This is a genomic window from Acinetobacter sp. NEB149 (assembly GCF_012516415.1).
Taxonomy (GTDB): domain Bacteria; phylum Pseudomonadota; class Gammaproteobacteria; order Pseudomonadales; family Moraxellaceae; genus Acinetobacter; species Acinetobacter lwoffii_V.
On sequence record NZ_CP051208.1, the window covers coordinates 2,583,846 to 2,601,893 of the forward strand.

Annotated in this window: 22 protein-coding genes; 14 read left to right on the forward strand and 8 right to left on the reverse strand. The window is 43.3% G+C overall.

Annotated features, from left to right (window positions below):
• The first annotated feature begins 58 nt into the window (after positions 1-58).
• Positions 59-406, forward strand: coding sequence for a hypothetical protein (locus tag HGD77_RS12365; protein WP_005106128.1), 348 nt, complete (start codon positions 59-61; stop codon positions 404-406).
• Positions 407-475: 69 nt separating this feature from the next.
• Here the strand turns inward: HGD77_RS12365 and HGD77_RS12370 are convergent, their stop codons facing one another.
• Positions 476-907, reverse strand: a complete 432-nt coding sequence (locus HGD77_RS12370) for a GNAT family N-acetyltransferase (protein WP_168730861.1) — start codon at positions 905-907, stop codon at positions 476-478.
• A complete protein-coding gene (locus HGD77_RS12375; protein ID WP_168730862.1) occupies positions 901-2,124 on the reverse strand; it encodes a class I SAM-dependent methyltransferase in 1,224 nt (407 codons plus the stop codon). The genes HGD77_RS12370 and HGD77_RS12375 overlap by 7 nt, the downstream gene beginning before the upstream one ends.
• A gap of 102 nt (positions 2,125-2,226) precedes the next feature.
• On the opposite strand from HGD77_RS12375, the gene trhA reads away from it, so the two are divergent.
• The 3 genes from trhA (at position 2,227) to HGD77_RS12390 (ending at position 4,856) form a co-directional block, all read left to right on the forward strand.
• Positions 2,227-2,871, forward strand: a complete 645-nt coding sequence (gene trhA / locus HGD77_RS12380) for a PAQR family membrane homeostasis protein TrhA (RefSeq protein ID WP_168730863.1) — start codon at positions 2,227-2,229, stop codon at positions 2,869-2,871.
• A 142-nt stretch (positions 2,872-3,013) separates the two neighbouring features.
• On the forward strand, positions 3,014-4,321 hold the full coding sequence (locus HGD77_RS12385) for an MFS transporter (protein WP_004281697.1): 1,308 nt from the start codon (positions 3,014-3,016) through the stop codon (positions 4,319-4,321).
• Positions 4,322-4,454: 133 nt separating this feature from the next.
• The gene (locus HGD77_RS12390) at positions 4,455-4,856 is read left to right on the forward strand and encodes a hypothetical protein (RefSeq protein WP_004732173.1); all 402 of its coding nucleotides are present in this window, start codon (positions 4,455-4,457) and stop codon (positions 4,854-4,856) included.
• A 24-nt stretch (positions 4,857-4,880) separates the two neighbouring features.
• Here the strand turns inward: HGD77_RS12390 and HGD77_RS12395 are convergent, their stop codons facing one another.
• Positions 4,881-5,891 (reverse strand): metallophosphoesterase, encoded by a 1,011-nt coding sequence (locus HGD77_RS12395; RefSeq protein WP_168730864.1) that lies wholly within the window; start codon positions 5,889-5,891, stop codon positions 4,881-4,883.
• A gap of 101 nt (positions 5,892-5,992) precedes the next feature.
• Between HGD77_RS12395 and HGD77_RS12400 the strand changes: the two genes are divergently transcribed.
• Positions 5,993-7,627, forward strand: a complete 1,635-nt coding sequence (locus HGD77_RS12400) for a phospholipase D family protein (protein WP_171526259.1) — start codon at positions 5,993-5,995, stop codon at positions 7,625-7,627.
• 36 nt (positions 7,628-7,663) lie between these two features.
• Here HGD77_RS12400 and HGD77_RS12405 read toward each other — a convergent pair whose 3' ends face one another.
• The gene (locus HGD77_RS12405) at positions 7,664-8,473 is read right to left on the reverse strand and encodes a lysophospholipid acyltransferase family protein (RefSeq protein WP_005252766.1); all 810 of its coding nucleotides are present in this window, start codon (positions 8,471-8,473) and stop codon (positions 7,664-7,666) included.
• A 189-nt stretch (positions 8,474-8,662) separates the two neighbouring features.
• Here HGD77_RS12405 and HGD77_RS17170 point away from each other — a divergent pair, with 189 nt between their 5' ends.
• The 4 genes from HGD77_RS17170 (at position 8,663) to HGD77_RS12420 (ending at position 11,308) form a co-directional block, all read left to right on the forward strand.
• Positions 8,663-8,794, forward strand: a complete 132-nt coding sequence (locus HGD77_RS17170; RefSeq protein ID WP_005252768.1) for a hypothetical protein — start codon at positions 8,663-8,665, stop codon at positions 8,792-8,794.
• 77 nt (positions 8,795-8,871) lie between these two features.
• The gene (gene hflX / locus HGD77_RS12410; RefSeq protein ID WP_168730865.1) at positions 8,872-10,212 is read left to right on the forward strand and encodes a ribosome rescue GTPase HflX; all 1,341 of its coding nucleotides are present in this window, start codon (positions 8,872-8,874) and stop codon (positions 10,210-10,212) included.
• 40 nt (positions 10,213-10,252) lie between these two features.
• On the forward strand, positions 10,253-10,624 hold the full coding sequence (locus tag HGD77_RS12415) for a hypothetical protein (protein WP_004281691.1): 372 nt from the start codon (positions 10,253-10,255) through the stop codon (positions 10,622-10,624).
• A gap of 9 nt (positions 10,625-10,633) precedes the next feature.
• Positions 10,634-11,308, forward strand: coding sequence for an LrgB family protein (locus HGD77_RS12420; protein ID WP_004281690.1), 675 nt, complete (start codon positions 10,634-10,636; stop codon positions 11,306-11,308).
• Positions 11,309-11,326: 18 nt separating this feature from the next.
• Here the strand turns inward: HGD77_RS12420 and HGD77_RS12425 are convergent, their stop codons facing one another.
• Positions 11,327-12,091 (reverse strand): IS5 family transposase, encoded by a 765-nt coding sequence (locus HGD77_RS12425; protein ID WP_005104728.1) that lies wholly within the window; start codon positions 12,089-12,091, stop codon positions 11,327-11,329.
• A gap of 162 nt (positions 12,092-12,253) precedes the next feature.
• Here HGD77_RS12425 and HGD77_RS12430 point away from each other — a divergent pair, with 162 nt between their 5' ends.
• From HGD77_RS12430 to HGD77_RS12450, 5 genes are all read left to right on the forward strand, one after another.
• A complete protein-coding gene (locus tag HGD77_RS12430) occupies positions 12,254-12,700 on the forward strand; it encodes a DUF2147 domain-containing protein (RefSeq protein ID WP_168730866.1) in 447 nt (148 codons plus the stop codon).
• Between the two features lie 204 nt (positions 12,701-12,904).
• A complete protein-coding gene (locus HGD77_RS12435; protein WP_005248004.1) occupies positions 12,905-13,354 on the forward strand; it encodes a DUF2147 domain-containing protein in 450 nt (149 codons plus the stop codon).
• A gap of 78 nt (positions 13,355-13,432) precedes the next feature.
• Positions 13,433-14,184 (forward strand): IS5 family transposase gene (locus tag HGD77_RS12440; protein ID WP_370981754.1). Its coding sequence is split into 2 segments (ribosomal slippage): positions 13,433-13,667 and positions 13,667-14,184, totalling 753 coding nucleotides; the frame shifts between segments, so codons are not numbered across the junction.
• A 73-nt stretch (positions 14,185-14,257) separates the two neighbouring features.
• Entirely contained in the window at positions 14,258-14,707 is a 450-nt protein-coding gene (locus HGD77_RS12445) for a DUF2147 domain-containing protein (RefSeq protein WP_085064220.1), read from the forward strand.
• A 148-nt stretch (positions 14,708-14,855) separates the two neighbouring features.
• The gene (locus tag HGD77_RS12450) at positions 14,856-15,302 is read left to right on the forward strand and encodes a DUF2147 domain-containing protein (protein WP_004645964.1); all 447 of its coding nucleotides are present in this window, start codon (positions 14,856-14,858) and stop codon (positions 15,300-15,302) included.
• A gap of 53 nt (positions 15,303-15,355) precedes the next feature.
• Here HGD77_RS12450 and HGD77_RS12455 read toward each other — a convergent pair whose 3' ends face one another.
• Genes HGD77_RS12455 through pdxA form a run of 3 tightly spaced genes read right to left on the reverse strand, consistent with a single transcriptional unit; the run spans position 15,356 to position 18,022 of the window.
• Complete coding sequence (locus HGD77_RS12455) at positions 15,356-16,201, reverse strand: symmetrical bis(5'-nucleosyl)-tetraphosphatase (protein ID WP_005252781.1); 846 nt, start codon at positions 16,199-16,201, stop codon at positions 15,356-15,358.
• Positions 16,202-16,207: 6 nt separating this feature from the next.
• Entirely contained in the window at positions 16,208-17,020 is an 813-nt protein-coding gene (rsmA, locus tag HGD77_RS12460; protein ID WP_004645966.1) for a 16S rRNA (adenine(1518)-N(6)/adenine(1519)-N(6))-dimethyltransferase RsmA, read from the reverse strand.
• A 33-nt stretch (positions 17,021-17,053) separates the two neighbouring features.
• A complete protein-coding gene (gene pdxA, locus HGD77_RS12465; RefSeq protein ID WP_005252786.1) occupies positions 17,054-18,022 on the reverse strand; it encodes a 4-hydroxythreonine-4-phosphate dehydrogenase PdxA in 969 nt (322 codons plus the stop codon).
• Between the last annotated feature and the right edge of the window lie 26 nt (positions 18,023-18,048).

The following is an 18,048-nucleotide window of genomic DNA, read 5'->3' on the forward strand; positions in this document are numbered from 1 at the left end:
TTTTGATCAATTTATGTTATAAAGTTACATAAGTTTGATATCCACGTGGGTAAGACCTATGACTGATCACAGTTCACCTGAAAAATCTCCTTGGGGCTGGAAAGCACTTATCATCTTCTGTATTTTAGGTGGATTATTCATGCTTATTTTTTGGCTCGCGATAAGTAATGAACCGGATTACATGCCAAGCCAGCAAAATAAACAAACTACCCAGCAACACGCTTTTAAAAATGCACCGACGATGTCTCCAGAAGCCATTGCCAAAGCGCAAGCAGATCGTGAAGCACGTGAAGCTGCCAATACTGCTCATCCAGGTACGACAGCCGCTGAACACAATATGTCAGCTGAAGAACATGCCAATATGGATAATGCCGAGCACAGCTCAAATGCAGCACATGGCCACTGATCCAGATTCAGTCTATGCATAAAAAAGCGAGGTCAATGCCTCGCTTTTTCGTATTTGAATGGCTGAAAATTAAAGCTTTAAATACATATCAATATGCGGAATTCCACAATCCAGATATTCCTCGCCTTGAGCTTCAAATCCCAGCGCTTGATAGAAGCCAATGGCGTGCACTTGCGAAGACAGCTTTACCAACTTACGCTGCTCTGCACGCGCATAGTCAATCACGGCCTGCATCAAGCGCTGACCAACACCTAAACCGCGTGCTGTGGTTAGGACTGCAACCCGACCGATACTGTTATTTGACAATAAGCGTGCTGTAGCAATCGCCTGATCCTGCTGAAAAACAATGAAATGTACAGCAACCGCATCCTCAGCATCCCACTCATCTTCAGCTGCAATATGCTGTTCTTGAATAAACACGACTTCACGAATCACTTTGGCATGCGCTGCCAAATCCTTCCAGCTCCCGGAAATTATTTTAAGTTCTGGGCTATTTAGCATTTAGATCCGATTCCCTGCTGATCCCATTGATCATTAAGCAACAATTCCAGTGAATGTTTCTGGATACCATACATCTCTTTCAAGGCCTGGATTTGTGCCAGAACCGCCTGATCAGGTTGTTGATAGTCTTTGCGTTTTGTCGCCAGAATCATTTTATTTTTACTGGTATGTTCCAGCGCCACAAATTCAAAAACTTTGGTTTCATAACCATAAGCTTTGAGCAGTAAAGCACGTATGGTATCGGTCAGCATTTCTGCCTGCTGTCCGGCATGAATGCCAAACTGTAACATCGGGCTGAGGACTTTCGGTGCTTGTAACTGTGGACGTAATTCCTTATGACAACATGGTGCACACATGATCATCTGTGCATTCAGGCGAATTCCGCTATGAATCGCAAAATCTGTTGCTACATCACAGGCATGCAAAGCAATCATCACATCCAGACGTTCCGGTGTATAAGTACGGACATCCCCTTGGAAAAAGTCCAGCTGATCAAAATCGGATTGCTGCGCGACATTCTGGCAGAATTCAACCATTTTCGGATTAAGCTCTACCCCGGTGACATACGGCGTTTGACCATGTTTTTGCATATAGTCATATAAAGCACAAGTCAGATAGCCCTTACCCGAACCAAAATCCACCACGCGCAGGCCTTCAGCCTGTGGCTTAATCTGTGCCAATGCACCTGAGAAGATTTCTACAAACTTATTAATCTGCTTCCATTTACGCGCCATGCTCTGAATGATTTGCGCTTTTTGATCGGTAATACCGAGATATTGGAGAAAGATGCTGTCCTGATCGACATAACGTTGTTTAATCCGGTCATGGCCTTGTTCAGCAGGCTTCACCTGATTCATCGTGGCTTTATGTTTGCTACGCGTTAACATAGCTTTTTTCTTGTTTTTTTTCAGCTGTAATTCTTCATCTACTGTCATCAGATTGGCCTGTTTGCAACATGCTAACAATATAGTCACCTGCAACAGTGCCTCCTCTAAAGGATAATTTTTGGTGACATCCTGTGTCTTGTAACGATACAGGCAGCTCAATACGCGCTGTTCATTTAACGTAATGACTCGCAAGGTCATTTTCTCTAAATCCTGCAGTTCACCTTTATACTGGCTTAAGATCAGGCGATCAAATTGATCCCTTTCAACAGCTTGCTGAAAGGTGTCCAAGAATTGCTGTTCCTGATCTGAGAGAGTTGCCAACGTTGACATAGATAAAACCTGAAATGAATTGCGCATCAAGTTTAAATCTTCTTAACCTAAAAGCAAAATTGAATTACTATACAAGTGTATATTTGAAGAAGAATGACAATCATGCAGAATGCTCCACTGGTTCCAGATTATGATCAAAATGAGGAACGGATTAACTATATTAGTCATGGCCTAGGTGCCGGGCTATCCATTGTTGCTGGTATTCTTTTGATTATTAAAGGGTCTTACCTAAGTACTGGACAATGGATTGGACTGTGGGTTTATGCACTGAGCATGATTCTGCTGTTTTCTGCTTCTATGCTCTATCACATGGCCACTGCAGCAGACCGCCGTTATTTTTATAAAAAAGTCGATCATACTGCGATATATTATTTAATCGCCGGAACCTATACCCCTTTCCTGTCAATTGCCATTCCGACCGCCAAAGCCCAGTATTTATTGATTGCGCTGTGGGTGATTGCCCTTCTTGGCACGCTTTTCAAGTTCGTTTTCATTCATCGTTTCCAGAAACTTTCTTTGGCGGCTTATCTGGCCATGGGCTGGCTGGCGCTGCTGGTGATTGATGACATGCAGCAATATTTAAGTGCTCAATCTTTAACCTTTCTCATCATTGGTGGACTCGCTTATACCGTGGGTGCATTGTTTTACGCTTTAAAAAGAGTAAGATATACCCACGCTATCTGGCACATATTTGTATTGATAGGCGCAGGATCACATTTTCTGTCTATCTATCTTTACGTGATTTAATCATCTCCTTTTTCATTTCAGTGACCCTGAGCGAGTTGAAGCGAGAAGATTGCAGTTGTTTTTTTAAAAAATTACGCCTTTTTTAAAAAGATTACGCTTTTAAAACTAAGTTTTTTTATTTTTAGTAAGTGTAAGGTTTTCCATGGCGTCGTCTAATTCTGCTGCTCAGCCAGCACAAAATTCAAAATTTCGCGTTTTAACAGCAAGCTTGGTAGGCACCACAATCGAGTTCTTCGATTTTTATATTTATGCCACCGCTGCTGTCATTATTTTTCCGTATCTGTTCTTCCCTACCAGTACAGATCCGATGACCGCAACCATTCAGTCTCTTGCGACTTTTGCCATTGCCTTTATTGCCCGTCCGATTGGTGCAGCATTATTTGGTCATTTAGGTGACCGGATCGGACGAAAAGCCACCTTGGTCGCAGCTTTGCTGACTATGGGGATTTCAACCGTTGCGATTGGCCTGTTACCAACTTATGCGCAAATCGGAATTGCTGCGCCATTGTTACTTGCACTGTGCCGTTTAGGTCAGGGCTTGGGGCTGGGTGGTGAATGGTCAGGTGCGGTACTGCTTGCCACCGAAAATGCCCCTGAAGGCAAACGTGCCTGGTATGGCATGTTCCCGCAACTGGGTGCTCCAATCGGCTTTATTCTGGCGACAGGTTCCTTCCTGACCCTTGGCGCTTTCATGTCTGAAGCTGACTTTATGGCGTGGGGCTGGCGTATTCCGTTTATCTCAAGTGCCTTGTTGGTAATTGTCGGTTTATGGATTCGTCTAAAATTGCATGAAACCCCTGCTTTCCAGAAAGTGCTGGATAAACAAAAAGAAGTGAACGTTCCTTTTGTTCAGGTGTTTAAAAAGCATTCTCGTATGCTGGTTCTGGGTACGATTGCTGCAATCTGTACATTCGTTGTGTTCTATCTTACTACGGTATTTGCATTGCAATGGGGAACCAAACAACTCGGTTATTCTCGTGAAGAATTCCTGCAATTGCAGTTAGTTGCAACCCTGTGTTTTGCTGCATTCATCCCGCTTTCAGCAGTATTGGCAGAGAAATTTGGCCGTAAGACTACTTCCATTGCGGTATGTGTCATTTCTGCGATCTTCGGTATCTTCTTTGCAGATATGCTTGAATCTGGCAGCACCTTGGTGGTGTTCCTGTTCTTGTGTATTGGTCTGGCGATTATGGGCTTAACCTATGGGCCAATCGGTACTGTATTGTCTGAAATCTTCCCGACTTCAGTACGTTACACGGGTTCTGCATTGACCTTTAACTTGGCAGGCATTTTCGGCGCATCATTTGCACCGTTAATCGCAACCAAGCTGGCAACAGCCTATGGTTTGTCTGCAGTCGGTTATTACCTGACCGCAGCATCTATCCTATCGCTTGTCGCGTTTTTGCTGATTCGTGAAACCAAGAATGATGATGTAAATAATCAGATCTAAGATTTTAGATTGATTCAAAAGCCAGCACTTGATGCTGGCTTTTTTTATCATTTCACAACAAAACTCGGCTACTTATCTCGTTAAATTTGCTCAACAATCAAATGAACTCAATTTAAAAAAATGAGGCAAGGCCATGCAGGATCTTATTGAATACCTCTCGCAGGAGCAGTTGGTCAATATCATTATTTTGCTGGAAGATGATAAAAAATTAGAAGCTGTTCGCTATATCACCGAGAATACACCCTTGGATGAAGCTCAGGCGCTGCAAGTGATTGATGAAATTGTGCGGGAACATGATGTGGTCATGAAGCATGAAAGTACCGGTCCACGCTTTAGTGATGATGCCGGTGATATCGACCTGGTGACACCGCCACTGGAAATCCCCACCCATCCTAGTTTGAGCACATCCACAGAAGCTGAAATCACTGCGCAACAATTACGTGAAAATGTGCCAACCCGAAAAATTGAAAAGAAAATCTGGATGATGGCGGCCGTCGCAGTGGTCTTGCTGATTCTGGTCTGGATCATCAGTTAACGCGGTACAGAATGCCGGCTGAATTTAAATCAGTTCAATAATATCAATGGTAGGCGGCACCCGGAAACGGAAAGGTACACCGACCAAACCGGTACCGACAGTCACGAACACATCTGCATGTTCATGACGGTACATGCCCTTTTTATGTCCCAAAATTGAAACCTTTTTCATGACGTAATCGGTCAGCCAAGGCAGCTCCACCTGTCCGCCATGGGTATGCCCGGACAGCATTAAAGGACGTGTCGGCAGTTTCGGAATCATATCGACCGTATCCGGGTTATGCGAAAGAATGACCCAAGGCTTGTCCTGAGGCAAGTCTGGCAAACTGCGCATGTCGGCTTTTCCAGCCCAGAGATCACCCACGCCCAAAAGTCGGAATTCATCAAATTCGACAATTTGACCTTCAATATCCATGACCTGATTGACTTGTAGTGCATAGTGCAACAGTTCCCGAATCGGCGGTCCGGGATATTGTTCGTCATGATTGCCATTGACCGAATAGACCGGAGCGTGAATCTCTTTTAAAACCGCCAGTTCCTGTGCCAGTTTATTTTCTGGCTCGTAAGTCCAGTCGCCAGCAACCACCACCAAATCAGGTTGAATATGATTTAATTTGTGTACAATTTGTCGCAACTGCCGCTCATGGCCCGAAAACAGACCGATATGCAAATCTGCAATCAGGGCGATTTTTACTGGCTGCTTTAAACGTTTATCTGCATTGATCTGATATTTTGTCGTTTTCACTTGAATTAGATGCGGCTCGATAAAGCGTGCATAAGTCAAAACCCCACTGAGTAAAAATACAAAAATGGCTTCATGCAGAGAATAATACCCCGTCCATCCAGCATAAATACTGAAGAAAACCAAAGGGATTAATAAATAGGCAAGATAAAACGCCAGCAAATGACCAAAAGCTTTAAAGGGATGAATGGTTTCGGTACGTGACTGGCTCGACCATGCCTGAGCCACCGCCCAGATGGCTAAAATCGCCATTCCTAGATAAAAATAAAACAGTACGGAATTTGAATCCCACATAAATTGGCCTTATTCAGTCGAGCAGCAGATTACTGGCTTTATATTTATCTTTTCATAGCTGGCAATTATACTCAATTCTAATTTTTCATTCTTCGACTTATATGGCCACTGCTCCCCGCGATCAAGTTCACCTTCAATCCTCAAGTTTTATACGCACTCATCGCTATAAAGCCGGCATTTTACTGAGCTGTAGCCTGGTTCTGGGTCTGCCTGCATGTAGCACCTTACCCAAACAAACCGAACAGCCGAGCCAGATGGCATTTGAAACGGATACATCGCAAACCAGTCTGGCACAGATTGTTGAACCTTTACGTGTACAAAATATCGGGCTGACCGGTTATCGGGTGCTCTATGATCCGCTTGAAGCACTGGCTGCGCGAATCCAGCTGATTAATAAAGCGGAACGCAGTCTGGATCTGCAATATTACATCTGGGATAATGACCGAATCGGTGCCCTTGCCCTGCATGCGATTATTCAGGCAGCAGATCGTGGCGTAAAAGTACGCCTGTTGATGGATGATAATAATGCCAAGAAAATGGAAGGAATTTATCTGGCCTTAAACCAGCATCAAAATATCGATGTCAAACTGTATAACCCCTATCGCTTCCGTAAATACCGCGCCATGGACATGGTGCTGGACTTAAAACGCATTAACCGCCGCATGCATAATAAAAGCTTTATTGCCGACAACCAGATTGCCTTGATTGGCGGCCGCAATATGAGTAACCAGTATTATAATGTCAGTGAAAGCTATCAGTTCTCCGATGTCGATGTGATGCTGGTCGGTGCGGCATCGGATGAAATCATTCATTCCTTCGATGAATACTGGAATGATGATTATGCCTATCCGGTGCAAGAGGTTGTCAATCCGCGCCATCATGGCTTACGTTTCCCAAGCTTAAAACAGCAGCTAGAAACCCATAGTCAGGATCCAGCGACTCAAAATTATCTGGATCTGGCCAATCGTTCCAGAGCCTTTGACCAATGGCTGGAACAAAATATTCAGCTAGATTGGGTTGAGGCCGAAGTAGTCAAAGATCCACCGAGCAAAATCAAGGCCAAAGCCAAAACCGAAGAACACCTGAATTTCCAGTTATTACAGCGTCTGGAAAAACCTGAACAAAGTGTGGATATTGTCTCTGCCTATTTCGTTCCGGAAAAAATCGGCGCAGACCGTTTAAAGAAACTGGCGAATGAAAATATCAAGGTTCGCGTCCTGACCAACTCTTTTAAGGCCAATGACGTTGCCGTGGTGCATGCTTTTTATGCCAAATATCGTCAGGATCTATTGGAAAATGATGTGCAGTTGTATGAGTTTCTGGCAGCGCCAGAAGCTAATCACCTAAATGCCAATACTGAGGAAATTTCAAAAAAAGCCAAAGTCAGCCTGAAAGGACTGAGTCGTTCTAGCCTGCATGCCAAGTTGATGGCAATCGATCAAAAACAGGTATTTATTGGTTCTTTTAATTTTGATCCGCGTTCAGCTTATCTGAATACTGAAATTGGTGTGTTGCTGAACAGTCCGTCCTTGGCACGTGCAGTGCATGAGACCATGGATCAGAACTTGAGTAAATATGCCTATAAACTGGTGCTGGATGCGAATCAGAACATTAACTGGAAAATCAAGAAAGCCAATGGTGACGTTCAAACATTTACCAAAGAGCCAAAAATGAAATGGTATCAGAAAGCTGGACTTAAACTGGTGTCGTGGCTGCCAATTGAAGGTTTTATGTAAGCTGGATTCTTTGAACAGAAACCATAAAAAAGCCTCTTATTGAGGCTTTTTTAATACCCGTGACTGAAGTTCAACCAGGCCAGTCTGCATTTTTTCCTGGACCACACGCGTGAGGCTTTCAACCGTATGCCCTTCAGTGGCAATTGCAGGTAAAGCCACTAAATGTGCAATGACTTGCGGCATTTCCAGTACTTTTTTGACATGGGCGGCAAAACTGATGTCATTGACAAACGGCGCAACCATATCCAGTTCGCCCTGCTGATTCACATAACAAATCAGACAGATTTGTACAGGACGCTGCGCTTCAATCGCGGCGCCTAAAATCCGGCCATGCACTTTTTTGATGGCTCGCCCATCAGAAGTCGTCGCTTCAGGAAAGAACAGCACCGGAATATCCTGTTTCAGGAAACCGGTAATTTGTTCACGAATCCTGACGGAATCTCCTGAACCACGTTTAATAAATAAGGTACCCCCTCCCTTGGCCAATTTCCCTAAAATCGGCCAGTTCTCAATTTCTGCTTTTGCCAGAAAAAATACCCGTGCTCCGGAACCCAGAACTGCGATATCGAGCCAGGACACATGGTTACTGACCCATAAGGCGGGTTCACGCGGAATCTCGCCATGTACCTGAACTTCGATATTGAATACTTTGCATAACTGGCGGCAAAAATGTTGCACATAGCGCGTATTGGTCGGGTTATTCGGATTTTTATATAAGCCATGACGAAAAACCAAGTAAAACCCTTCACTAATGGTAGCCAATGAAGCTGTGATTTTCCGGCTATACAGGAAAAACTTGGCCAAGCCTTCGATATCTGGAGTCTGGTTTTGTACAGTTGAATTCATAAAAACGTCATTAAATCCTAAGCGAGATACAGGGAATATCCACGAATTAAACTCATTCTATACTGTTCATTCGCAACTTGCATTGATAATAAAAATCGACCAATAGCATCTATATCTTCAATTTTAATTGGATTAAAAAATCATTCAAAATAAAACTATCGAAATATTAGATTGAAAAGGATCGTAGCTATGCCAGATCAAACCCAGCCCGCGAACGACACACCTCCGCCTTTACAAGTGCTCAAATATATTTTGGGCGGCACCTGCATCTATGCCGTGCTACTGGTAACACTTGCACAACTGTTTATCAGCGCACTTTAAACCAAAGCCGCGCTAATTCAGTATCTGCTCAGCCCTTTTTCAACTACACTAAAGTTTTCAAGTGGAGATTGGCCTGAGTGGAATATTTACAACAACATCGAGGGAAAGAGCGCGTCATTCTGGTGAGTGTCAGCGTACAAATGCTGGATGACCTTGATGCTGAAGAGTTTCGTTTGCTGGCCCAGTCTGCAGATGCTGAAATTCTGGAACATATTTATTCTCAGCGGGTGAAACCCGATGCCAAATTTTTTATCGGCTCCGGCAAGGCAGAAGAAATCGCTGAACGTGTTGAAGAGCTGGAGGCCAATCTGGTCATTTTTGACCATGCCCTAACCCCAGCCCAAGCCCGTAATCTGGAACAGGTGATTAAATGCCGCGTGGTCGATCGTACTGAACTGATTCTGGATATTTTTGCCCAGCGTGCCCGTACCTATGAAGGTAAGCTGCAAGTCGAACTGGCACAGTTACAACATTTATCTTCACGTTTAATTCGTAGTCGTGGCAATCTCGACAGCCAGAAAGGCGGGATCGGTTTACGTGGCCCGGGTGAAACCCTGCTTGAAACAGACCGCCGTTTGCTGCGTATCCGTATGGGACAACTCAAGGCACGCATTGATAAAGTCCGCCAGACCCGGATGCAAGGCCGTGTTGCCCGTCAAAAAGCAGCTGTTCCAACAGTATCTTTAGTCGGCTATACCAATGCCGGCAAGTCGACCCTCTTTAATTTACTCGCCAACAGCGATGTCTATGCAGCCGATCAGCTGTTTGCAACCTTGGACCCTACTTTACGGCGTCTGGAATGGGATGGGATCGGCAATCTGGTGCTGGCCGATACGGTCGGTTTTGTCCGTAATCTTTCACATTCTCTGGTGGAATCCTTTAAAGCAACTTTGGAGGAAACCGTAGAAGCCACGCTGTTACTGCATGTCATTGATTCAAGCAGCCCAGAAATGCTGGAGCAGATTGAAGCTGTAGAAAAAGTGCTGAAAGAAATTGGAGCCGATGTTCCGATCCTGCAGGTTTACAATAAAATTGACTGTAGCGGTGAAGAAGCCAAAATTATTTATCGACGTCCAGGTGAACCGGAACGGGTCTATGTTTCGGCACATAGTGGCGAAGGTATCGACCTGCTGCGTAAAGCGGTACATGAGTCCTTGATGGGGCAACTACAGTCCTTCGATTTAATCCTGAAACCCGCTTATGGCAAGCTGCGTAACCAGCTCTATAGTTTGAATGTGATCCAGTCTGAACATTATGATGATGAAGGTCAGCTACATCTGCATATTCGAATTGCCCCACAAAAACTGGAACAGTTGATTAAACAGGCGCATTTACCTTTAGATGAAATTCTAGGCAAACAGGCGCAGCAATTTCAGCGTCCACTGGAAGCGTTTGAAATCCAGTCAAAGATCGAGTAAAACTTGATAAGTAAACTTATTAATATTAATGATCATAGCAATGAACTGGATAAAACGAATAGATTGGCCAGCATGGATTGGCACCCTGTTACTTATTATTGTCTTTCGGGAAGCTTCGGTCTGGTTAATGACCCAACTGAATCATCCTGAATTAGGCAATCTGGTCGGGTTATTGAGCCTTTTAATTGCGCTGTTTACCTGGCGCTACTTCGGCAAACTCCCCGCCCGCCTCGTGGATACCAATAACAAACTGATGAAGGAAAGTGCCTTTGCTTTCCTGCCTGTCAGTGCAGGTGCACTGATGATGCTGGTACATATGGGCCAGAAAATTCCGGCCTTTCTGTTCATCATGTTTTTCAGCACCCTGATTCCTTTATGGATTTACGCCAAAATGGCCAAGCGCTGGTTATAGGAGTTCCGCATGTTATCTATTTTGTATGGCTTTGCGGTTACGCTCAGCGCCTATCTGATTGCCAAACCCTGTAACCGGTTCATACCGCAAATTCCCGTCATCGTGTTCAGCATGTTCTTTGTACTGGTGATTTTATTTGTGCTGGGCATTCCCTATGAAAATTACATGGATGAAGTTAATCCGCTTTTCAACCATTTACTTGGCTATGTGACTGTTGCCTTGGCCATTCCGTTGGCCGCAATGCGCTATGACGATTTGCCACTGAAAGCCATTATCGGCATTCTGGTTTTTGCCAGCATCAGTGCTGTGGCCTTGCCGATGGGACTGGCCTATCTACTGCACATGTCTTCTGCCGATATTATGGCATTTGCTACCCGCGCAGTAACTACACCTATTGCCATCAATATTGCCACCTTGCTGGATGCACCTATTAGCATGGTCATTCTAATCGTGATTCTTTCCGGCGTGATTGGTGCAGCCTTTTCTCCATTTATTCTGAGACATATCAATGATGAACGTGCTTCCGGACTGGCTTTAGGACTGGCCGCACATGCTATTGGCACAGCTCAGGCCTGGCAGCGCGGCAGTGTTGCAGGTCGTTATGCTGCTTTTGGCATGGCGGTAAATGCGGTCTTTACCGCGATCTGGTTGCCAACTTTTATACTTTATTTGCAAAAAATGTGACTAGGGTCTGTTGACATTTCAAGTATAGAATTTACCCGATAAAGGTAGCCAAATAAATATACAAGATAATGCAACTGCCCCCTCATAGCTACACTTTAGCTTATCATATCGTGTTGCTATTCCTCTGAACTGCTTTAACCTACAAAATGCATTCTCAACTAAGTGTCTGATTTTATATAAATACCAATCCATATGATCATTATTTGACTGAGTATTTGATTTTCTTGGAATATTCGCTTTAGTTTTTTTCGCAGATATTTGTTCTCTTAATGATTCAGAGTCATATCCTTTGTCTGCACAACATACTTCCGTTTCACTCAAATCAAGTTTTTCAATCATTTTGGGAGCAATCTTGACATCATGTATCGTTCCATCGGAGATAATAATTTCGATTGGATTGCCATCCGCATCAACAGCTAAGTGTATTTTAGAACTATTTCCACCAATGCTTTTAGAAATATCCTGATCTTTTATTCCAGCAGAATGTTGGTGTGCCCGAACATGACTACCATCAATAAAAACCCATTCCATATCAGCACTTGAAGAAATTAATTTAAATATTTTCATTAACTTATCATTTTTACACCAACGATTATATTTTTTAAAGATTGAGTTATACGAACCAAATTCTTTAGGCAAATCACGCCATGGGCAGCCTGTTCTTATTCTATAAAGTATTGCTTCGACAAAATTTCTCAAATTAGATTTGAAATAGATATCAAAATTTCGGAAAATAGAAAGTAACTTAGACCAGTGTTGATCATTCAGCATTGTACGAGGCATAGCGAGAAGTAAATTTAGTTTGGCGATTAAATTTTACTTTCTCGCTATTTTTTTGAACAGAAAATGTCAACAGACCCTAGTGAATCAAATTATTCATTTGTTTTATGTGGTAATCGTTCTTACTATAGAGTAAGAACACTAATCCAACCTAGGAACAGATATATGAATAAGGTTCAATTTTTTTCAACTTTACTTTTAGCCTCTTTCAGCCATCTGGCCTTGGCTTCCGATATTTCAGGAACATGGCGAAGTATTGACGACAAAACCGGTTCGCCTAAAGCATTCCTGGAAATTCGTGAGACGGCTTCCGGCGTCTATGCTGCCAAGATCACAAAAATCACCCCGCGTCCTGGATATACTCCGAAAGAAAATTGTGTGTCCTGTCCCGCACCTTATACCAATAAACCTATTCTTGGTCTGGATGTACTCACTGGCTTAAAGCACGTCGGCAATAACAGTTTTGCTCAAGGCAAGCTGCTTGATCCATTATCAGGGAATCTTTATAACACCAAGGCAAAATTAAGTGCCAATGGGAAACGTCTGATCCTACGTGGCTATATCGGCGTTTCAGCGCTAGGCCGTAGTCAAACCTGGATTAAGCAGGATTAATTCCTGCTTTATTAAATAAAATGTGACGGGGTTATGCTTTAGTAGATAGAAGCTTGCATTTTAATGCATTAAGTTGTATGAATATTAAACATATGCTTTTTTCATGCAATATAGATTATGAAAGTGCATTAACGTAGTTTGCATCAACATTCACCACATGGAATTAGGTGAATGTTCATAAAAAAAGAAGGATAAGGATATCGCATGTATAAAATCGCAATTTTAACTGTTTTTTCAGCTTCTTTATTCACAGGCTCTATGGCCTTTGCTCAGGAGTTATCTGGTCTCTGGCAACAGATTGATGATAAAACCGGCTCACCTAAAGCATTGATTGAAATGAAAACTCAGGCTGATGGCTCCTATACCGGAACGATTACTAAAGTCACACCTCGCCCAGGTTATACACCACGAGAAAAATGTGTCAAATGTCCATCACCTTATACCGATAAACCGATTTTGGGATTAGACGTTATTAAAGGACTGAAACCCACCACCAAAAATAACTATGCACATGGCCGGGTACTCGATCCACTCACCGGCAAAATTTATGATTTAAAAGGGCGGATTTCTGCCAATGGGAAACGACTGACTTTACGTGGATATATCGGGATATCTGCAATTGGTCGCACACAAACCTGGATTCGCCAGGATTAGGGCGTGTCCTCATTTGAAAAATTGGTTTTAAATACTTAAAATCCTCCTTTAAGCTCTTTTGATTTCTATATTTTTTCAATGGCACGTACTCTTCTCACCGATGATATCTGGCAGCAAATTCAAGATACTATGCGATTACACGGTTGTTACTGTTCAAAGAATAGTAGAAATATCATGGAAGCGATCTTATGGAAACTGCGTACAGGCGCCACATGGCGTGATATTCCCCAAGAATTTTGTCCTTGGCAAACTGCTTACAATCGCTTTAATCGTTGGGCAAGCAAGGGATTGTGGGATAAATTTTTTTTAGATTACGAGGCGTCTTGGATCAAGAATGGGTATTCATTGACGGAAGTTACATACGCGTGCATCAACATGCAAGTGGAGCTCGGCATGGTTTCGAAAGAGCAATTGGACAATCACGTGGTGGACGAACAACAAAAATACATCTTGCAACCGACGCGAATGGATTACCGATTGATTTTAAAATCACTGGGGGTGACGTCCACGACAGTCAAGTTGCAAAACAACTGATTGATACGGTAGACGAGGCAACTTATCTCATTGCTGATAAGGGGTATGATGCTGAGCACATTAGAATATATGCCAAGAACAAGAATATGATTCCCATTATTCCATTGAGATCAAACAGTAAGAGATCGAATAAGGAATTTGATAAATATCTATATAAATTAAGACATTTAGTTGAAAATGCTTTTGCGAGATTAAAACATTTCCGTGCTATTGCAACTCGATTTGATAAACTGGCACGCAATTATAAATCTATGATTCGTATAGCCTGTATATTTATTTGGTGCAAAGCCAAATGAGGACACACCCTAATAAAAACAGCACTTTTGTGTTGGGGATATTTTATTCATCTATAAAAAAGGGATAAATATAATGAAACAAACTAAATTAGGATTAATGTTCATCGCTGCACTGATGACTGGGACTGCTTATGCACAGGATCTGACTGGCATCTGGCAGCAAATTGATGATAAAACCGGCTCACCAAAAGCGATTATTGAAATTCGTCAAAATGATAATGGAACTTTTGCTGGAAAAATTATCAAAGTGACTCCACGTCCAGGCTATACCCCACAGAAGACCTGTAATAAATGTCCTGCGCCTTATACCAATCAACCGATCCTGGGTATGGATGTATTGACTGGCTTAAAACATGTGGAAGGCACCAATAATTATGAAAAAGGTAAAGTGATTGATCCATTGGCAGGTAAAATTTATGATGCTCGAGTGCGTCTAAATGCCAATGGTAAACGTTTAACCTTGCGTGGTTATGTCGGTGTGTCCGCCTTAGGCCGTAGCCAGACCTGGATTCGCCAAGATTAGTACCTAATTCTCATTATTCAAAAAAGCTGCTAACTTGGCAGCTTTTTTTTAGTGTATCAACTCTATAGTATGCAGATAAGTGTTGACTATTTTAGTAAGATTTCTAACATGAGCGGGCGATGATAAAAATTCTTTGGAATGACTCTCTATGTTTAAAAAAATATTACTTGCCGCGCTTACAGCAGGATGTATGACCAATCTTTGGGCAGACGATATTACCGGGACCTGGCAACAAATTGATGATAAAACGGGGGCGGCTAAAGCGATTATCGTCATTAGCAAAGAAGCAAATAATACCTATTCAGGCAAAATTGTAAAAATCACGCCTCGCCCAGACTATAACCCACGTGAAAAATGCAATAACTGCCCTGCACCTTATACCAATCAGCCTATTTTAGGCATGACCATTTTAAAAGGCCTAAAACTGGTTGAAGGTACCAAGAATTATGATAAAGGTCGTATTATCGATCCATTGGCAGGTAAAATTTATGATGCAAAAATGCGTTTAAACAATACAGGTAAACGTTTAACCTTACGTGCCAGTATGGGCGTTTCAGTTCTAGGCCGTAACCAGACCTGGATTCGAGCAGACTAAATTTTTAAAACTAAAAAAGCCACGTAATCACGTGGCTTTTTTATGGAATGTGCTTACATCACCGGATTATCCACTGCAAACATCTGCTGATCTTCCAGGCGGAATGCCATCAGTTGATTGCCCCAGACACAACCGCCATCTACATTCTGAATCTTGTTCGAAATGGTTTTACCATTCAAGGCGGCCCAATGACCAAACAGGATCTGATGAGTTTGTGCTGCCTGTGATTCAAACTCAAACCAGGGTTTAAAACCCTCCGGCATCGGATCATCCAGCGCATCTTTAAAGCTATATTCCAGACGTCCCTCAGCATCGGTTAAACGCATACGGGTCAAGTAATTCACAATACAACGAATACGTTCATGGCCTTGTAGCTGATCCGACCAAAGTGCCGGCTCTTTCCCAAACATTTCTTTCAGAAAATCATCTAACACCTCAAAGTCATCATGAGCAATGATCGCTTCAACTTCTTGTGCCAATTGAATAGTTTTTTCTGCACTCCAGATATTCGGAATCCCTGCATGCGTCAGGATGGTCTGCTCATTTGGAAATAGACACAGTGGCTGTTTACGCAGCCAGTCAATTAGGTCATCACTGTCGATGGCATCAATCACATCACGGACATTGTCTTTTTCTTTCACCGGTTTAATGCCGCGGGCATAGGCCAGCAAAGTCAAATCATGATTTCCCAAGACCGTCGCAGCCGCACCCTGTTCAGCCAGCTTTTTGATAAACCGCAGTGCAGCAATGGAGTTTTCACCACGTGCCACCAAATCTCCAGCAAACCAGATAAAATCTTGTTCTGCATCAAACTGGATTTCCTTGAGTAAAGCTTTCAAGGCCTCAAAACAGCCTTGAACATCACCAATCACATAATTATATCGAGCAGTACGGTTCATCGTAATTTAAGCCACCATTTGATCTGAAAGTGCAACAAACTGTTCAAGGGTCAGGGTTTCTGGACGCGCCATCGGGTCAACACCCGCTTTTTCAAAACCCTCTTCGACCAGCATACCCTTCAAGCTGTTACGCAAGGTTTTACGACGCTGGGTAAAGACATGAGATACCAGACGTGCCAGCGCTTTTTCATTCTTCGCCACAATCGGTTTAACTTTATAAGGCTCTAAACGGAATACCGCAGAAGTTACTTTTGGAGGCGGATTAAAAGATCCAGGTGGCACTTCGAACAAGAAAGTCGGTTTACAGAAATATTGAATCATCACCGACAGACGGCCATATTCTTTGGTATTGGGTGATGCGGTAATGCGGTCTACCACTTCTTTTTGCAGCATGAAATGCATGTCTTGCACTTTGTCACCAAATTCCAAGAGATGGAATAACAGTGGCGTTGAAATATTATAGGGCAAGTTACCGACCACACGTAATGGACGATCTTCCTGGAACAACTGAGAATAATCGTATCTCAAGGCATCGGCTTCAATAATGGTTAAACGTTCCGGATGCGGCACACGACCCGGCAGGCCAGCAGCCAGATCACGATCCAGCTCAAGTACGGTTAAGGCATCACATTCACCAATTAAAGGTGAAGTCAAAGCGGCCAGACCCGGGCCAATTTCCAGAATGTTCTGACCTGGACGCGGATTGACTGAGCGTACAATTTTGGCAATGACACGCTGGTCATGTAAAAAGTTTTGACCAAATCTTTTTCGAGCCTGATGCCCTTCATCTTTTGGGTTTAAGGCATTAATTTGATACATAAAAACATTTCCAACGTGAGTGATGAACAATAATCAGTGGCGCGCCAGATCGAGGGCTAAATCGACAGCAACGTGCAGGCTGGAACTTTTCGCAAGTCCCGTCCCCGCAAGGGAGAGTGCTGTGCCATGATCAACAGAAGTTCGAATAAACGGTAAGCCGAGGGTAATATTAATGGCTTCACCAAAGCCCTGTGATTTTAACACAGGTAAGCCCTGATCGTGATACATCGCCAGAACAGCATCAGCATCTTTTAGGTTTTCTGGAGTAAATAAAGTATCAGCAGGTAGGCTTAAACTCATGTTGATACCTTGGGCACGATAGCTTTCGAGTACCGGATTGATCACTTCAATTTCTTCCATCCCCAAATAACCGCCCTCCCCGGCATGCGGATTTAAACCGCAAACCAGTATATTCGGCTGTTCAATCTTGAATTTGGATTTCAGGTCGTGAATCAGAATATCAATCACCTGATGCAAGCGTTCAGGCGTAATCGCATCTGCCACGGCACGAAGCGGAAGATGGGTAGTGGCCAAGGCCACGCGTAAAGTTTTGGTGGCCAGCATCATGACTACACGTGGAACACCAGCAAATTCCTGGTAATACTCGGTATGACCACTAAAAGAAATGCCCGCTTCATTTATCACGGACTTTTGTACAGGCGCAGTCGCGACGCCGACACTTTTTCCTGACATGGCATAGTCTGCGGATCGACGCAGTTGCTCCAGTACATAAGCCGCATTGTTCGGATTCAGCTCACCCAATACGACGTCTTGCTGCACGGGAACATGCTCTACAAATAGCTGACCGATGCCTGAAGATGACTCCTGTCCTTGATATTCAATCAGCTCAACCGATAATTTGAGTATCTGAACACGTTGCTCGAGCATATGAATATCCGCCAATACCACAATTGGGCGCTCATCAACACGATCTGCAAGACTCAGGCAAATATCAGGACCAATTCCGGCAGGTTCCCCACTGGTGACATATAAAGGCAGCATCATCTTCTCAATTTGGCAAAGCTGAG

What these genes read in the sequence shown, in the direction of transcription:
- HGD77_RS12365 (WP_005106128.1), top strand. Translation starts at nt 59, where the DNA reads ATGACTGATCACAGTTCACCTGAAAAATCTCCTTGGGGCTGGAAAGCA.
- HGD77_RS12370 (WP_168730861.1), bottom strand. Translation starts at nt 907, where the DNA reads ATGCTAAATAGCCCAGAACTTAAAATAATTTCCGGGAGCTGGAAGGAT.
- HGD77_RS12375 (WP_168730862.1), bottom strand. Translation starts at nt 2,124, where the DNA reads ATGTCAACGTTGGCAACTCTCTCAGATCAGGAACAGCAATTCTTGGAC.
- trhA (WP_168730863.1), top strand. Translation starts at nt 2,227, where the DNA reads ATGCAGAATGCTCCACTGGTTCCAGATTATGATCAAAATGAGGAACGG.
- HGD77_RS12385 (WP_004281697.1), top strand. Translation starts at nt 3,014, where the DNA reads ATGGCGTCGTCTAATTCTGCTGCTCAGCCAGCACAAAATTCAAAATTT.
- HGD77_RS12390 (WP_004732173.1), top strand. Translation starts at nt 4,455, where the DNA reads ATGCAGGATCTTATTGAATACCTCTCGCAGGAGCAGTTGGTCAATATC.
- HGD77_RS12395 (WP_168730864.1), bottom strand. Translation starts at nt 5,891, where the DNA reads ATGTGGGATTCAAATTCCGTACTGTTTTATTTTTATCTAGGAATGGCG.
- HGD77_RS12400 (WP_171526259.1), top strand. Translation starts at nt 5,993, where the DNA reads ATGGCCACTGCTCCCCGCGATCAAGTTCACCTTCAATCCTCAAGTTTT.
- HGD77_RS12405 (WP_005252766.1), bottom strand. Translation starts at nt 8,473, where the DNA reads ATGAATTCAACTGTACAAAACCAGACTCCAGATATCGAAGGCTTGGCC.
- HGD77_RS17170 (WP_005252768.1), top strand. Translation starts at nt 8,663, where the DNA reads ATGCCAGATCAAACCCAGCCCGCGAACGACACACCTCCGCCTTTACAA.
- HGD77_RS12415 (WP_004281691.1), top strand. Translation starts at nt 10,253, where the DNA reads ATGAACTGGATAAAACGAATAGATTGGCCAGCATGGATTGGCACCCTG.
- HGD77_RS12420 (WP_004281690.1), top strand. Translation starts at nt 10,634, where the DNA reads ATGTTATCTATTTTGTATGGCTTTGCGGTTACGCTCAGCGCCTATCTG.
- HGD77_RS12425 (WP_005104728.1), bottom strand. Translation starts at nt 12,091, where the DNA reads ATGCCTCGTACAATGCTGAATGATCAACACTGGTCTAAGTTACTTTCT.
- HGD77_RS12430 (WP_168730866.1), top strand. Translation starts at nt 12,254, where the DNA reads ATGAATAAGGTTCAATTTTTTTCAACTTTACTTTTAGCCTCTTTCAGC.
- HGD77_RS12435 (WP_005248004.1), top strand. Translation starts at nt 12,905, where the DNA reads ATGTATAAAATCGCAATTTTAACTGTTTTTTCAGCTTCTTTATTCACA.
- HGD77_RS12445 (WP_085064220.1), top strand. Translation starts at nt 14,258, where the DNA reads ATGAAACAAACTAAATTAGGATTAATGTTCATCGCTGCACTGATGACT.
- HGD77_RS12450 (WP_004645964.1), top strand. Translation starts at nt 14,856, where the DNA reads ATGTTTAAAAAAATATTACTTGCCGCGCTTACAGCAGGATGTATGACC.
- HGD77_RS12455 (WP_005252781.1), bottom strand. Translation starts at nt 16,201, where the DNA reads ATGAACCGTACTGCTCGATATAATTATGTGATTGGTGATGTTCAAGGC.
- rsmA (WP_004645966.1), bottom strand. Translation starts at nt 17,020, where the DNA reads ATGTATCAAATTAATGCCTTAAACCCAAAAGATGAAGGGCATCAGGCT.
- pdxA (WP_005252786.1), bottom strand. Translation starts at nt 18,022, where the DNA reads ATGCTGCCTTTATATGTCACCAGTGGGGAACCTGCCGGAATTGGTCCT.